Annotated in this window: 12 protein-coding genes and 1 tRNA gene; 11 read left to right on the top strand and 2 right to left on the bottom strand. The window is 37.5% G+C overall.

Annotation, left to right across the window (positions count from 1 at the left end; translation table 11 throughout):
* Position 1: 1 nt before the first annotated feature.
* A complete protein-coding gene (locus IQ10_RS16625; RefSeq protein WP_144451595.1) occupies positions 2–2,353 on the bottom strand; it encodes an ATP-dependent helicase in 2,352 nt (783 codons plus the stop codon).
* Between the two features lie 156 nt (positions 2,354–2,509).
* Here IQ10_RS16625 and hlpB point away from each other — a divergent pair, with 156 nt between their 5' ends.
* Positions 2,510–2,812, top strand: a complete 303-nt coding sequence (gene hlpB / locus IQ10_RS16620; protein WP_144451594.1) for an HNH nuclease-like protein HlpB — start codon at positions 2,510–2,512, stop codon at positions 2,810–2,812.
* 64 nt (positions 2,813–2,876) lie between these two features.
* Here hlpB and IQ10_RS16615 read toward each other — a convergent pair.
* Positions 2,877–2,948: transfer RNA gene (locus IQ10_RS16615), tRNA-Gln, on the bottom strand.
* A gap of 153 nt (positions 2,949–3,101) precedes the next feature.
* On the opposite strand from IQ10_RS16615, the gene comGA reads away from it, so the two are divergent.
* The 10 genes from comGA to IQ10_RS16565 all read left to right on the top strand — a co-directional run bounded on the left by comGA (position 3,102) and on the right by IQ10_RS16565 (position 14,601).
* A complete protein-coding gene (gene comGA, locus IQ10_RS16610) occupies positions 3,102–4,148 on the top strand; it encodes a competence type IV pilus ATPase ComGA (RefSeq protein ID WP_158640068.1) in 1,047 nt (348 codons plus the stop codon).
* Positions 4,141–5,190, top strand: coding sequence for a competence type IV pilus assembly protein ComGB (comGB, locus tag IQ10_RS16605; protein ID WP_144451592.1), 1,050 nt, complete (start codon positions 4,141–4,143; stop codon positions 5,188–5,190). Before comGA ends, comGB begins: the two co-directional genes overlap by 8 nt.
* Before the next feature lie 375 nt (positions 5,191–5,565).
* Positions 5,566–6,576, top strand: a complete 1,011-nt coding sequence (locus IQ10_RS16600; RefSeq protein WP_144451591.1) for a LacI family DNA-binding transcriptional regulator — start codon at positions 5,566–5,568, stop codon at positions 6,574–6,576.
* Positions 6,577–6,714: 138 nt separating this feature from the next.
* Positions 6,715–7,524: a sugar phosphate isomerase/epimerase family protein gene (locus tag IQ10_RS16595; protein ID WP_144451590.1), complete on the top strand. Its 810-nt coding sequence runs from the start codon at positions 6,715–6,717 to the stop codon at positions 7,522–7,524.
* Positions 7,525–7,545: 21 nt separating this feature from the next.
* Entirely contained in the window at positions 7,546–8,736 is a 1,191-nt protein-coding gene (locus IQ10_RS16590; RefSeq protein ID WP_144451589.1) for a substrate-binding domain-containing protein, read from the top strand.
* A 31-nt stretch (positions 8,737–8,767) separates the two neighbouring features.
* Positions 8,768–9,937: a levoglucosan dehydrogenase gene (locus IQ10_RS16585; RefSeq protein ID WP_144451588.1), complete on the top strand. Its 1,170-nt coding sequence runs from the start codon at positions 8,768–8,770 to the stop codon at positions 9,935–9,937.
* A gap of 68 nt (positions 9,938–10,005) precedes the next feature.
* Positions 10,006–11,502 carry a sugar ABC transporter ATP-binding protein gene (locus IQ10_RS16580; protein ID WP_144451587.1) on the top strand — a complete coding sequence of 499 codons (1,497 nt, stop codon included), beginning with the start codon at positions 10,006–10,008 and terminating at the stop codon, positions 11,500–11,502.
* Positions 11,483–12,448, top strand: coding sequence for an ABC transporter permease (locus IQ10_RS16575; RefSeq protein WP_144451586.1), 966 nt, complete (start codon positions 11,483–11,485; stop codon positions 12,446–12,448). The genes IQ10_RS16580 and IQ10_RS16575 overlap by 20 nt, the downstream gene beginning before the upstream one ends.
* A 24-nt stretch (positions 12,449–12,472) precedes the next feature.
* The gene (locus IQ10_RS16570) at positions 12,473–13,633 is read left to right on the top strand and encodes a Gfo/Idh/MocA family protein (RefSeq protein WP_144451585.1); all 1,161 of its coding nucleotides are present in this window, start codon (positions 12,473–12,475) and stop codon (positions 13,631–13,633) included.
* Complete coding sequence (locus IQ10_RS16565) at positions 13,630–14,601, top strand: sugar phosphate isomerase/epimerase family protein (RefSeq protein WP_144451584.1); 972 nt, start codon at positions 13,630–13,632, stop codon at positions 14,599–14,601. The genes IQ10_RS16570 and IQ10_RS16565 overlap by 4 nt, the downstream gene beginning before the upstream one ends.
* Positions 14,602–15,038: the final 437 nt, after the last annotated feature.

The raw sequence follows: 15,038 nt of genomic DNA, 5'->3' as shown, positions 1-15,038 counted from the left end.
GTTATCTACTCCTTTCTGATTGGCTAAGTTGTTGTTTTGGAGCAAAACGTTGCATTTCACGTACAAACCGAGAGCGAAATGCTTTTTTTCCACGTCTCATCATTGGTGTAGAAACTTTTAAACTCTCCTCTGCTCTTGTCATCGCAACATACATGAGACGTCGTTCTTCTTCGAGTGGTTTGTCATCGCCTTCACGCCAAGCGTCAAGTGCATAATCATGAGGTAAACCGCCCTCTGCCGCGCCAATAATGTATACATGTTTAAATTCTAAACCTTTAGCTCGATGAATTGTCATTAGCTGGACGGCTTCTATGTTTCCACGTTGTTTACGCAGCTCATCATATTTTGCAACCATGTGTTCTGTGTGCTCTAAAAAGGCATGAATGGAAGTATGGAGATTAGCTGCCACTTTTAGGTCACGAACATCATCCGAACCTCGTTCCATTTTGTTCCCTTCATTTCCTTGCTTTTTAACGTAATCATTAAATCCCATACTAGATTCAATAAAAGAGATGGCTTCAACAGGGGACATTGTTTTTAACTGATTAAATTTTTCAGGCAATGAAGCGAGTTTTTTCGTTTGAAACGCTTGGAGTCCAGGAATATGTGGTAGGGCTTCAACAAGTGTACAATCTTCCATTATACTCGTTGCTTTTATGTCTTGAATAACATGTTGCTTTAAAAATAGTGCTCCGACTAAGTCGGACATGGCTTGGCTATCGTCAGGATTCATAGCTAAACGAAGATAGGCAAGGATTTTCCGAACTGATTTTCGGCGATAAAAGGATTCGCCATCTGCATCAAGCTGGAATGGAATACTTGAAGAGATAAATCGTTCAAGCAATGCTCTAGCTGAACTGTTTGTGCGAAATAAGACAGCAAATTCTCGAGGGTATGCCCCATTTTCGAGTTGTTTTTTCACGTCAGTAACAATCATGGTCGCTTCCTCTTCTTCATCATACGGATAAAAAAGGAGAGGAGCTTGATCAATAGACGTTTGGGCACGAAGCGTTTTTTGAAAACGAGTTCGGTTTGTTGTAATCACATTGTTCGCTGATGAAGTGATTTCATGATTAGAGCGATAATTCTCATCCAGTACAACGACTTTCGTATTCTTATAGCGTTCTTTAAAGGAAAGAATATATGATGGGTCACTTCCACGAAACGCATATATGGACTGGTCATCATCACCAACCACACATAAATTCTTTGTAGGTTCTGTTAACATGGTAATCAATTCAACTTGTACTTTATTAATATCTTGAAATTCATCAACCGACACATAAGAAAAGCGTTGTTGATAACGTTTCAATAGTCGTGGATTTTCACTTAGAAGACGATGGGTACCAAGCAGCATATCGTCAAAGTCGAATAAACGCTTGGCTTGTCTCATTTGTTCATACCGTTTATACAAATAGGAAACACGCTCTTCCCAAATATCCTTGGCTTTAACCTGCTCTGGTGATAGAAGGTGATTTTTCCACCAACTAATTTGAGTGAGAGCCTGATCAAATGCGAAATCTTTTTCATCGAGATCAATTTCTCGACCAGCTTCTTTTAACATCGCCTGACGTTGCCATTCCAGTTTTAATAAATTGGCTGCATCCCAGCGTTCTGGTTCATGGTGCAAGAGCATTTTATAAAAAATGCTATGAAATGTACCGACAACTAATTGTTGAAGAATCGCTGGGTCAAGTCCTGGATAAATACGCATACGATCTTTCATTTCTTTTGCAGCTTTTGCTGTAAAGGTAACGAGGATCATTTCCTTAGGTGAGTAGTCCAACTCAGATAACATATAGGCTGTTCGAGTTGTGAGTACGCGGGTCTTTCCGCTACCAGCACCTGCAAGGATAAGGAGTGGTCCTTCTGTTGTTGTTACGGCTGACCATTGATTATCATCAAGATAAATGCCTTTTTCCTTCAGTGTAAGACGATAACCACTAAGATCTTTAGAATTCTCATGAGTCTGTTTGTCATGGAAAGTTGGAATGGCTTTGATTGTTTCGGGTTCCTTCCAAATTCGGTCTTCACTGACGCTTGAATCCGATATTGCCCTACGCTTAGGAAGGTGAATACTAGAGTCATTGTTGGAATGGTTCTGATTTTCATCTGCTTGCTCTTTTATTTGAAGCTTGCTTTCCATAAGGCTAGCTACAGTCTGACATTCTTGTGTCATTTGAGAATGAGAGAATTGGGCAGGAGCATGTATACCAATTTCCATACGCAAAGGAGTATGACAATGTATACAAGTGACCTCTTGTCTCATACTAGCCATATATAATTGTTGCCATTTATCACGTTCGCAGGTAGGAAGATGGATCAGCTTGTCCTGATAGTAAGCTACTTGCATGCAAAGTTCTCCTCTCGTTCATACATCAATCCCTATCGTAGCAAATTTCGACTATAATTTGTGTTTCTTTTTGCAGAAAAAAGAGGAATTAAACAACAATAATTGAAGAAAGGAAGAAAAGAGGCTAGTTATCAACTAGGATGGAAGGGATTTAAGGTGAAGCATAAAATCGGTCAATGTGAATTGTGTGCTAGGGTAGAAGTCGAACTCACGAGACATCATTTAACACCAAGGGAGGAAGGAGGAGCACATCTTCCTACTGCGGAATTATGTATCCCTTGTCATAAACAAATCCATGCCTTATACACAAATGCTGAATTAGCAGAGAGGTTGATGACAATTGAACGTTTAAGAGAGGATGAACAAATGAAGAAATTTATTCAATGGATTAGAAAGCAGCCTGCTATGACATTAATTAAAATGAGAAAATCAAAGGAACGAATACGGAAATCCAGATGAGATGCTCTACAAATAAAAAAGCCAAGGGGAATGGGGAAATTCCACTTGGCTAATTAAAAGGTTACTGGGCTAGCTGGATTCGAACCAACGCATGACGGAATCAAAATCCGTTGCCTTACCGCTTGGCGATAGCCCATCGATCTTATTTATACTGTAACCTAAATATAAAGATTTATGCAAATTTAAGAAGGAAATTGTTTATTTCTGTTGAATAGGTAAGTTATAAAAGGGCGGCTGCAATTTCTAGTTAGCCAACCCTTAACTAATATGTAAGGAGATGAGAGTTGAGTTGTACGATATTGAACAATATAGTCGGTCTATTATTGATGAGGTGATTCAGATGAAAGCGACAGATGTTCACTTTGTTCCAATGCCAAATAAGTGTCTTATGACATATCGCCTTAATGGTAAGCTAGAACATTGGAAAGAGCTTTTACCAAGTCTAGCTGATCGTTTAATTAGTCATTTTAAATACCAGTCTGGGATGGATATAGGTGAACGTCGTAAACCCCAAAGTTCGTCAATGATCCACCTCACAAAATCTTCTTCTTTTTCTCTGCGTTTGTCGACATTACCCACAAAAGATAAAGAAAGTTTAGCAATTCGAATTCTCCCTCATTTATCTTCTAAAGCGTTGCCTTCCTTATCAGTCCTTCAGCATTCTCGTAATACGCTATTTGAGGTTAGTAAAATGCCCCGAGGTCTCTGTCTTCTTTCTGGTCCAACTGGTTCAGGTAAATCAACAACCTTATATGCAATAATTGAACAAATCATAAGAGAAGGAGGGAGGTCAATTATTACAATAGAAGACCCTATCGAACGACCGATTCCTACCATTATACAAGTAGAAGTGAACATGAGGGCAGGAATGAGCTTTGACACGGTTCTAAAAGCGAGCCTACGGCATGACCCAGACGTCATTTTAATTGGTGAAATAAGAGACGAAATTACCGCTTCCCTTGCGGTACGTGCTGCTTTGACTGGTCATCTAGTGCTGGCAACCGTTCATGCGAGCAGTTGTTATGCCGCCCTTTTACGTATGCTTGACTTAGGTGTCTCAAAATTAGATTTATCTGAATGTTGTAAAATGGTTTTATCTCAGCAACTAGTTCAGATAAAGTGTCCGATTTGCCAAGGATTCTGTGATCGACACTGTGAGCGTTATCGAACGAGATCTAGAGCTGCATTGTTTGAAGTACTGAAAGGGAAGGCTTTGAGTGAAGCATTTGTGAGTCGAAAAGCGGGAGCAGAATGGGGATTCAAAGCAGCAGCGAAAAAAGCTTGGGCGCTAGGTTATTTATCAGATGATGAAATGTTGAGGGTTATTAATGAATAAAAAAATAAGATTGAAACGACGAAAAAATAGGCACTTACAGAAAACAGCGAATCACTTTGTCAGGATTGGTCGATTATTAGAACAAGGATATCCCTTAAACGCTGCTCTTACGTTTATTCAACTCCATGTATCGAACCCAACAAAGAAACAAATCTCCGATGTTCTCGAAAGTTTGAAATCAGGACACCCTGCCTATGAAGCTTTTCACTTATTTGATATTCCCCCAAGTCTTAAATCATTTCTCTATTTTTATGAGCAACAAGGTGAGTTAGCTGAAGGTTTCATCCGTGCTGGTACTATATTAGAACAAAGAGAAAAAATGAAACAAGAATTAGTCAAGATTCTCCGTTATCCCATCTTGCTCCTTTGGTTTTGCCTTCTGCTTCTTGTCTTAATGTACCAATTTGTTGTTCCTCATTTTCGTTCCTTTTTCGCGACAACGACTGAATTACCATTATTAACAAAGCTCTTGCTGATATTCCTTCAATATTCTCCTTACTTCTTCTTAATGATTTTCTTTTTCCTTTTCATCGGATTACTATATTATTGGTACAAGATGAAGTCATGGTCACCATATAAGAGGGTGTTGAAGTTATTATCTTTACCTTTTCTCGGTAAATATGTCCAAACGATCATTACGTACTATTTTTCCTTGCAGCTTGGAAGGATGCTAGGGGTAGGGATGACTTTACAACAGGCTCTGCATTTATTTAATGAACAAGATTATCTACCATTTTTTCAACAAGAGTGCACGCAACTTTCTCACGAATTGCATCAAGGTCATTCATTGGCAAGATTGATTCATGACAGGATTTACTATAGAGAAGAGCTATCATTTGTCATTGAAAATGGTGAAAAAACAGGCTATCTTGCTAATGATCTTGTCCATTATAGTGAAATGTTGTTTCGAGAGCTTGATGAGTCATTCCAGAGAGCTCTTCGAGTTATTCAACCAACGTTTTTTATTATGGTTGGAGGAGTTGTGTTTCTACTATTTTTAGCAACGATGCTTCCTCTCTTTCAAATGGTAGGAGTCCTTTAGAAGGAACATTAAGGGATATGTAGTTGAATGTTGAATGTTTATGACCTTACCATAACTTTCTGAAGTGCGGTAAGGTCATACAATATAAAATCATTATTGACTAAACAACGCCATATCAAGGTTGTTAAATAGTGAATTAAAAAGCAATAATTTTTTTTAAAAAAACCATTGCATTTTTTATTAAATATAATATAATGAAAGCAGTTACAAAATATTATTTGATTTATTACCGCGTCTGATTGTAATCGATTACATTCAGGTGTCGAAGATTGTCAGATTCCCCTTTCAATTGATTGGTAACGTATTCCTATACTTCAATTTTAAGGTATTAATTGATTCTATAATGTAATCGATTACACTGGAGAGGGTAATGCCATGGCTAAAATGAGTGATGTAGCAAAAAAAGCTGGTGTTTCTGTCGCAACAGTTTCAAGAGCTCTTTGTAAACCAGAGACAGTTAAGCCAGAAACGAGAAAAAAAGTAGAGGTAGCAATTCAAGAACTTAATTACAAGCCTAATATGTTAGCTAGGCAATTTCGTACTAATGAAACGAAAACCATTATGGTTGTTGTACCCGATATAGCGAACCCTTTTTTTTCAAGAGTGCTGCGGGGGATTGAATCTGTAGCTCATAAAAAGGGCTATCAAGTACTACTTGGTGATACGTCTAATAACATTGATCAAGAACAGCGTTATTTGGAAATATTAAAGCAACGTCTAGCTGATGGAATGATTTTGTTAACAGCAAGAATGGATAAAGATTCCCTGCTTGAAATTTCTCAAGACTATCCAGTTGTGTTAGCCTGCGAGTATATCGAAGGATCGGATATCCCAATTGTCTCAATTGATAATATTAGTAGTGCGAGGAAAGTTACGGAGCATCTCATTAAATTAGGCCATACGAGAATTGCTCATATTACTGGACCAACAAACGTCATCTTAAGTAGAGATCGCATTAAAGGGTATAAGCAAGCACTTGAAACAAATGATTTATTTTATGAAGAAGTTTTTGTTCAAGAAGGAGATTTCACATACGAATCTGGATTTAATCAAATGAGTAAATTACTAGCTTTGAACAACCGACCTTCAGCAGTCTTTGCTGCAAATGATGAGATGGCAATAGGGGCGATTAAGGCTGTTAAATTACAAGGATTGAAAGTTCCGGAGGACATTGCGATTGTTGGTTTTGATAATATTAAGGTTTCATCAATTTTCGAACCAGCATTAACCACAATTTCTCAACCGAAATTTGAAATGGGTAACGTAGCGATGGAGCTTCTTTTGAAAATATTAGATGGTCAAGAGGTAAAAAGAAAACAGTTTGTCCTTGCAGATGAATTAATTATTAGAGAATCATGTGGTGGAAAAGTTAATTCAACAATCTAGCTTTTGAATCAAAAAGGATTGATTTTTTAACTATTAATGTAATCGATTTCATTTTGTGAAAGGGTGATGCATATTTCACGACAATTATCAAAGCATACCAATGAACATAAATGAAACATATATAAGGAGTGATTCTTAATGAAATTAGGTTATCAAACAAATACTTGGGGTGGGGTTGTTGGACATCCAGGTGGAGTAACATCGCTCAAAGACAATTACTATATGGCAAATGGTTCAACAGAAGAAGCACTTAAAGATATTTCAAGCGTTGGTTACACTGGCTTTGAATTGTTTGATGGGAATTTAATGCAATATGAAAATAATAAAGAAACATTCCGAAGCTTACTCGATTCATTACAATTAAAATTAATCGGTGTCTACACAGGTGGGAACTTCGTCTTTGATGAAATCCTTGATGAAGAATTAGCAAAGATTTCAAAAGTAGCAAAGCTTGCAGCTGAATTTGGTGCTGAACATTTAGTTGTCGGTGGTGGTGCGATACGAGGAAGTGGCATTTTAGAAAGCGACTATGAAAAATTAGGACAAGCCTTAAATCAAGTCATGGAAATTGCTAAAGAACATGGTTTAGTAGCAAGTTATCATCCACACTTAGGTTCATTGGGTGAAACACCTGAACAAGTGGAAAAGTTGGCTCAATTTACAACGATTGATTTTTGTCCTGACACTGCCCATATTGAAGCTGGTGGCGGTGACCCAATTGAATTCATTAAAATGTATAAAGATCGAATAAAATACGTTCACTTAAAAGATTACAAAGATGGAGAGTTTCTACCATTAGGAAATGGAAAGCAAAATTTTGATGAAATGATGGTAGCGCTTCAAAGCTTTGGTTACGATGGTTGGATTACTGTTGAATTAGATAGTTACGAAGATCCAAAACAAGGGGCACAAACAAGCTTTGACTTCTTAAAAAAATACGATAAGTAAAATCTAGGGGGAACGATTTAGATGAAAAAATCAAAAAGAATTTTAGCGGCTACACTATTGGCGGGTCTGCTTGTATTAACTGCTTGTAACTCGGAGAGTGCACCAAATGGGGAAAATGGTGCTGAAACAACACCAGAAAGTTCAGAAACAGCAACAGAAGCAGTAACTGAGCCAATGACCATTAATCAAGACATTCCTTCTGATCAAGAAATTCTCAGTAAAGGACCACACGGAGAAGAGGCTGTTTCAGCAAAAACACTTGAATTAACGGTCGAAGATATTGAGAAAATTCGTGAAGGAAATTACAAAGCAGCCCTTGTTATGCACTATGCAGGTAATGACTGGTCAAATGCACAAATTAATGGCTTACAAGCTGCATTTGAAAAGATGGGCATTGAGGTTATTTCTGTAACAGATGCGCAATTTAGTGCAGAGAAGCAAGTGTCAGACCTTGAATCAGTTCTAGCAAGAAATCCTGACATTATCGTAAGTATCCCGACAGATCCTGTTTCAACAGCTTCAGCATATAAGCGAGCTGCAGAACAAGGTGTTAAGTTAGTGTTTATGGATAATGTTCCAAGTAACTTAGAACATGGTACAGATTATGTAAGTGTTGTATCTGCTGATAACTACGGTAATGGAGTTGCTGCGGCCGACATCATGGCTGAACAACTTGGTGGTGAAGGTAAAGTTGGTGTGGTTTATCATGACGCAGACTTCTTTGTAACAAAGCAAAGAACAGAAGCATTTGAAGCAACTATGGCTGAAAAATATCCAAATATTGAAATTGTAGCTCGTGGAGGCATCATGGGTCCTGATGATGGATTACAAGTAGCATCTGCAATGTTAACGACAAACCCTGATTTAGACGGTATTTTCGGGGTGTGGGATGTACCAACAGAAGGAATTTTAGCAGCTGCAAGAACTGCGGGTAGAGATGATTTAGTCATTACAACAATTGATTTAGGTACAAACGTAGGGTTAGATATTGCAAGAGGTGGTCCGATTAAAGGTCTAGGTGCACAACTTCCTTATGACCAAGGGACGGCTGAAGCTATTTTAGCTGGCTATGCTTTACTTGGTAAAGAAGCGCCTTCATATGTTGCGGTTCCAGCTTTAACAGTAACACAAGATAATATTCTTGATGCATGGGAAATGGTTTATCAAACTTCAGCACCTCAAGAAATTCAAGACGTAGCTAATCAACAATAACTAATTAGTAACTATTTAGGAGGAATTTTTCATGAAAACTTTAAACGTAGGATTAATCGGAGCAGGATTTATGGCTAAAGCACATTCACTAGCATATGCGGGTATGCCAATGTATTTCTGGCCAGCTCCAGCTTTAACACATAGAAAAATGGTAGCAGATGTAACAGATGCACTAGCGAAAGATGCTGCAGCAAGACTTGGCTATGACGAGTACACGTCTAATTGGATGGACATCATTAATAATCCTGAAATTGATATTGTTGATATCGTAACTCCTAATAATTCGCATGCTGAGATCGCGATTGCAGCAGCGAAAGCAGGAAAGCATATTATTTCTGAAAAGCCATTAGCGCGTAATGCACAAGAAGCTAAAACGATGTTAGATGCAGTTAAAGAAGCAGGAGTTAAGCATATGGTGGCATTTAACTACCGTAGAACACCTGCAGTAGCTCTTGCGAAGAAATATATTGAAGAGGGAGCTATCGGAAAAGTATTAAACTTCCGTGGAACGTATCTTCAAGATTGGTCTGCTGATCCAAACTCTCCTCTTTCATGGAGATTTAATAAGGAAATTGCAGGTTCAGGTGCACTAGGTGATATTGGAACACATGTTGTTGATTTTGCGAGATATTTAGTAGGAGAAATCACTGATGTTATGGCAACAACTCAAACTTGGGTAAAAGAAAGACCAATTCAAACTGGCGGTGTTGACAAATTAGGAACAGTTAAAGCAGATGCAAGCGTTCCTAAAGGAGAAGTTGACGTTGATGATGAACTAATGGCGCTTATTAAGTTCGATAATGGCGCAGTAGGTAGCATCGAAGCGACAAGAAATGCATTTGGTCGCAATAACTTCTTAACATTTGAAATTCATGGTGAAAAAGGATCAATTGTGTTTAACTACGAGCGTCGTGATGAATTGCAAGTATTTTTCGCAGATGATCCAGCAGATCGTAGAGGGTTTAGAACGGTTTATACTGGTCCAGCTCATCCGTACGGAGAAGGTCTATGGCCAATCCCAGCACTAGGAATTGGTTATGGTGATACAAAGATTATTGAGGTATACGATTTTGCAAAAGCGATTGTAGAAGATATTGATGTATACCCTAATTTCGATGATGGCTACCAAATTTGTGTCATTAGTGACGCGATTTTAGAGTCATCAGAAAAAGGCGAGTGGGTTAAAGTAAACAAGCTATAAGTTGCAAATCCTTACAGAAAATGAAAAGGGGTAACGTGTTTACCCCTTTTTAAAAAAGGGTGATTTTAATGGATAAGATGGCATTACAAATGTCAGGAATTTCAAAAGCATTTAATGGAATAACAGTACTTGATAATGTAGATTTTGAATTGAAAAAAGGCGAAGTTCATGCTCTCATGGGTGGGAATGGAGCGGGTAAGTCTACGCTTATGAAAATTCTAACGGGTGTCTATCAATTAGACGCAGGAAAGATCGTTATTGAGGATAAAGAGGTTCAGATTGAAAAACCTCAAGATGCACAAGAAAATGGCGTGGCCATGATTTTCCAAGAATTTAGTGTAATACCGTCAATGACGGTTTCGCAAAATGTATTTCTGAATCGCGAAATCAAGAAGAAAAATGGCTTATTAGATGAAGGTGCCATGTATAAAAAAACGGAAAGTTTACTAAAACAGTTGAACGTAAACATAAGTCCAAATACATTGATTGAAAATTTAATCGTAGGTTATTGGCAAATGACCGAAATTGCTAAAGCGCTCGCACAAAATGCAAAGTTCTTAATTATGGATGAACCAACTGCGACCCTTTCGAAAAATGAAACGGAAACGTTGTTTAAACTAATTGATAAATTAAAATCAGAAGGAATGTCCATCATCTATATTTCTCACCGAATGGATGAAATTTTCCGGGTTTCTGACCGAATCACAGTTCTTAGGGACGGAAAAAATGTCATAACGTCTCCTTCTTCAGATCTAACGATGGAAGAACTTGTTCAGCACATTGTAGGTAAATCGATGGAAAATAGCTTTCAATGGAAGCCGAGACAATTACCAGATCCCGAAGTTGTGTTAGAAACGAAAAATTTGCATTCTGGTTCAAAGGTGAATGGAATTAACCTTTCACTAAATAAAGGTGAAATACTTGGTATTGCTGGATTAATGGGAAGTGGACGTACTGAATTGGCACGAACTTTATTCGGTGTAGATTCAGCTGACCAAGGAGAAATTGTGATTAATAATAAAGTTGTTAGTATTAAAAAGCCAAAAGATGCGATTGAGGCTGGAATAGCACTAGTGCCAGAAGACCGACGTGTTCAAGGATTAGTGTTGGGGACGGAAGTAAAAGAAAATATGATCTTACCTGTGCTATCAAAAGTATCGAAATTTGGATTTATTAACAAGAGCAAGGTAACTGAGTTGTCTGAAAGATTTGTGGATAAATTGAATATTAAAACAGACAGTATTTATAAGGCTACTAATTTATTGTCTGGTGGTAATCAACAGAAAATTGTACTTGGTAAATGGTTAGCAAATGAACCAAATATTTTAATTCTTGATGAACCAACAAATGGAGTAGATATCGGATCAAAATCAGAGATTATTGAAATCATTCGAGAGTTAGCTGATCAAGGAAAATCAATAATTGTTATCTCTTCAGAGTTAGCAGAACTGTTAGCGGTTTCAGATCGCATTATTACTTTAAGAAATGGACAAGTGACAAGTCAATTGAAACGTGAAGAGATTCAATCAGAGGAGGATTTAGAACATGCCATCCAAAGCAATTAATACAACATCAAAAGCTCCTGCATTTGATTGGAGAAATTATATCGTATATATCGCGTTCATTGGGGTTTTTATTACATTTTCAATCACTCTTTATGAAGATGGATTTTTAACATTAAACAACATATTAAATATTGTTAGGCAAACAGCAATGATTTCGATTATGGCTGTAGCAGTAACATTTGTTATTTCGACTGGGGAAATTGATTTATCAGTTGGTTCGATTGCTGCTCTATCTTCATTAACTGCGGCGCTAGCGATTCAATCATTTGGCCTATTCGGTGGTATTGTTGCAGGTCTAGGAACAGGTGCAATTATTGGTTTGGTTAATGGATTACTCGTTACAAAAGTATTAATACCATCTTTCTTAGTGACACTTGGGACGATGGGGATTGTTAAAGGTCTTGCAATGTGGATTACAGCAACGGCTCCAGTACCTATCTTAAACCAAAATTTTATTTTCTTATTTGGATCAGGAGAAATTGCTGGAATTCCAATGCTTTTCATTTGGACGATTTTCATTGCTGTTATTGGACATATTGTCCTAAGAAAAACAACGTTTGGTAGACAGACACTTGCTGCGGGTGGAAACGAGAGTGCGGCAAGATTTTCTGGAATTAACACTGCAAGAGTAAAACTGTATGCGTTAATGGCTTCAGGAATGATGGCTGGTTTTGCAGGTATGTTATTTGCAGGTCGCTTGGAAGCGGGGCGTTTCACATTTGGTGAAGGTGCAGAGCTTTCTGTAATTGCTGCGGTTATTCTTGGAGGAACAAGTTTATTCGGTGGTGTAGGTACAGTAGTTGGAACCATTTTTGGTTCGATCCTAATTGGAACGATTAACAACGGTTTAATCATTATGGGATTAGATGTCAGTCAACAAATGATGGTTAGTGGTTTAATCATTATCCTAGCAGTAGCGTTTGGACGTAAAGCTGCAAAACGATAAGTAATAATGGAGTGGGAGGTAACTATGCGTACAATTAAAGTAGGAATTTTAGGAACTGGATTTTCAGCTTCTTCACACATTGAAGCGCTAAGAAGAATACCCAATATAGAAATAGTAGGGGTTTCTTCTAGAGAGCTAAAAAAAGCAGAGCAATTTGCAGCTCATCATCATATTCCAAAAGCATATGCTGATGCAACTGAATTAATCAATGATCCAGATATAGAAGTCATTCATAATTGCACGACGAATCATTTGCACTTTCAATTTAATAAAGAGATTCTTTTAGCAGGAAAACATTTAATGACGGAGAAACCACTTGCAATCAATAGTGAGCAATCAGAGGAATTAGTGGAACTTGCGAAAAAGAGCAATGTTATAAGTGGCATTTGTTTTAATTACCGATTTTATCCATTAGTGGCGCAAATGAGAGAAGATATTCGTACAAAAAAACACGGTAAAGCTAACCTTGTTTATGGCGGATATGTTCAAGATTGGTGCTCAAATGTGACTGATTATAGCTGGAGAATGGATAAAGAGCTAAACGGAGAATCACGTGCAATTGCTGATATTGGATCACATTGGTGTGATACGGTTGAGCATATTCTAGGAAAACGAATTGTTAGTGTTTGTGCCGATCTTGGAACCGTTCATAAGGTGAGATATAAATCAAAGGATGGAAACACTACTTTCTCTCAAGCTAAAGAAGATACAGAAATGGTTGAGGTTCCGATTGATACGGAGGATTATGGCAGTGTTCTTGTAAGATTTGAAGACAATATCCAAGGTGTCTTCACGGTGTCGCAAGTAAGTGTCGGAAGAAAAAATAATTTTCATTTTGATTTAGTAACTGATCAAGCAACACTTGCTTGGGATCAAGAGAAGCCTAATGAATTATGGATAGGTAGAAGAGACAAGGCTAATGAGGTATTAGTGAAGGATCCTTCCCTTTTATCCGAGAATGCTTCAAAAATGGCGCATTTTCCAGGTGGACATCAAGAAGGTTGGCCAGATGGCTTAAAGAATCTCTTCTTAAACTTCTATGAAGCGGTTTCGAAGAATGATACGCAAGCTGGTGATTTTGCTACGATTGCTGATGGTCATCATATTATGCAAATTATTGAAGCGATCCTAGAAAGTAACCGTACAAGATCTTGGGTAGATATTAAAGAGGAGGGATTACGATGAAAATAGGTGTATTTACAGTACTTTTTCAAGACCTCCCTTTTGAACAGATGCTTGATAAGGTAGCGAGCTTTGGTATTCAATCTGTCGAGTTAGGGACTGGTTTTTATCCTGGGACAAGCCATTGTGATCCAGCTTTTTTACTAGAGAATGAAAATGAAATCTTCAAGCTGAAACAAATAATTCAAGATAAAGGATTAACGATCAGTGGCTTAAGCTTTCATGGAAACCCACTCCATCCGAATAAAGAGATCGCAAGGCAATCTCATGAATCGTGGCGTAAAACAGTTGAGTTAGCTGCTAAGTTAGATGTTTCAGTTGTAAATGGATTCGCAGGATGCCCGGGCGATCATCCAGGAGCGAAATTTCCAAACTGGGTAACGTGTTCTTGGCCACCAGAGTATCTTGAGGTATTAGAGTGGCAGTGGAATGAAGTAGTAATCCCGTATTGGAAAGAAGAAGCAAAGTTTGCAACAGATCATGGAATTAACAAAATTGGCTTTGAAATGCATCCTGGATTTGTCGTGTATAATCCAGAGACATTATTGAAGTTACGGAATGCTGTTGGACCTATGATAGGTGCAAACTATGATCCGAGTCATTTAGTGTGGCAAGGAATTGATCCAGTTGAATCAATTAAATTACTTGGAAGAGAGAATGCAATCTTCCATGTCCATGCGAAGGATACTTACTTAGATCATGAGAACATTAAGAAGAATGGTGTTCTTGATACAAAGCACTATAGTGAAGTGTTAGATAGAGCTTGGACGTTCAGGACTGTTGGATATGGTAGTGACGAGAAGATGTGGAAAGATATCGTAAGTGCTTTGCGTGCTATTAACTATGATGATGTGTTGTCTATTGAGCATGAAGATATTTTAGCATCTACTGATGAAGGTTTAGGAAAAGCGGTAAAACTATTAAAGAATGTAATTTTTGAAGAAAAACAAACAGGTATGTGGTGGGCTTAAGGAATTTTATGAATGTTCATATAGAGGTTTAGCGGATGCTAAACCTCTATTGCATGATATGTAGTCAAGGGTGTCTCCTATATATCTTACTTGTGATACTTTGTTCCTTCTTCATCTGTTAGTTTAAAGAGGCTCGATTGTTATTGTTTTTTTATTGTACACATGTTATATTTATAATTCTTCTATTGAAATTAGAAGTGATCATTAGAATCAATTGGTTGACCGTATGTTGATTTAAATTTTTTATATAAAATAGAAATTTTTATATTTTATTAAGAAAACTATTGCATGTGATTTTTCTATGTGTTATTATATTAAATGTCGCCAATGAGCGACGCCGAGTTCTTTGAAAACTGAACAAAAGCCAAGCGAAATAGAGATACATGATATCTCGTCAATTATTAAGAAGTATCGTTAGCGATACATTTTGAGCTAAT

The organism is Halalkalibacter nanhaiisediminis (assembly GCF_007830185.1).
GTDB lineage: Bacteria > Bacillota > Bacilli > Bacillales > Bacillaceae_D > Halalkalibacter > Halalkalibacter nanhaiisediminis.
This window is presented reverse-complemented; position numbering and strand designations above follow the sequence as displayed.

What these genes read in the sequence shown, in the direction of transcription:
- IQ10_RS16625 (WP_144451595.1), bottom strand. Translation starts at nt 2,353, where the DNA reads ATGCAAGTAGCTTACTATCAGGACAAGCTGATCCATCTTCCTACCTGC.
- comGB (WP_144451592.1), top strand. Translation starts at nt 4,141, where the DNA reads ATGAATAAAAAAATAAGATTGAAACGACGAAAAAATAGGCACTTACAG.
- IQ10_RS16600 (WP_144451591.1), top strand. Translation starts at nt 5,566, where the DNA reads ATGGCTAAAATGAGTGATGTAGCAAAAAAAGCTGGTGTTTCTGTCGCA.
- IQ10_RS16595 (WP_144451590.1), top strand. Translation starts at nt 6,715, where the DNA reads ATGAAATTAGGTTATCAAACAAATACTTGGGGTGGGGTTGTTGGACAT.
- IQ10_RS16590 (WP_144451589.1), top strand. Translation starts at nt 7,546, where the DNA reads ATGAAAAAATCAAAAAGAATTTTAGCGGCTACACTATTGGCGGGTCTG.
- IQ10_RS16585 (WP_144451588.1), top strand. Translation starts at nt 8,768, where the DNA reads ATGAAAACTTTAAACGTAGGATTAATCGGAGCAGGATTTATGGCTAAA.
- IQ10_RS16580 (WP_144451587.1), top strand. Translation starts at nt 10,006, where the DNA reads ATGGATAAGATGGCATTACAAATGTCAGGAATTTCAAAAGCATTTAAT.
- IQ10_RS16575 (WP_144451586.1), top strand. Translation starts at nt 11,483, where the DNA reads ATGCCATCCAAAGCAATTAATACAACATCAAAAGCTCCTGCATTTGAT.
- IQ10_RS16570 (WP_144451585.1), top strand. Translation starts at nt 12,473, where the DNA reads ATGCGTACAATTAAAGTAGGAATTTTAGGAACTGGATTTTCAGCTTCT.
- IQ10_RS16565 (WP_144451584.1), top strand. Translation starts at nt 13,630, where the DNA reads ATGAAAATAGGTGTATTTACAGTACTTTTTCAAGACCTCCCTTTTGAA.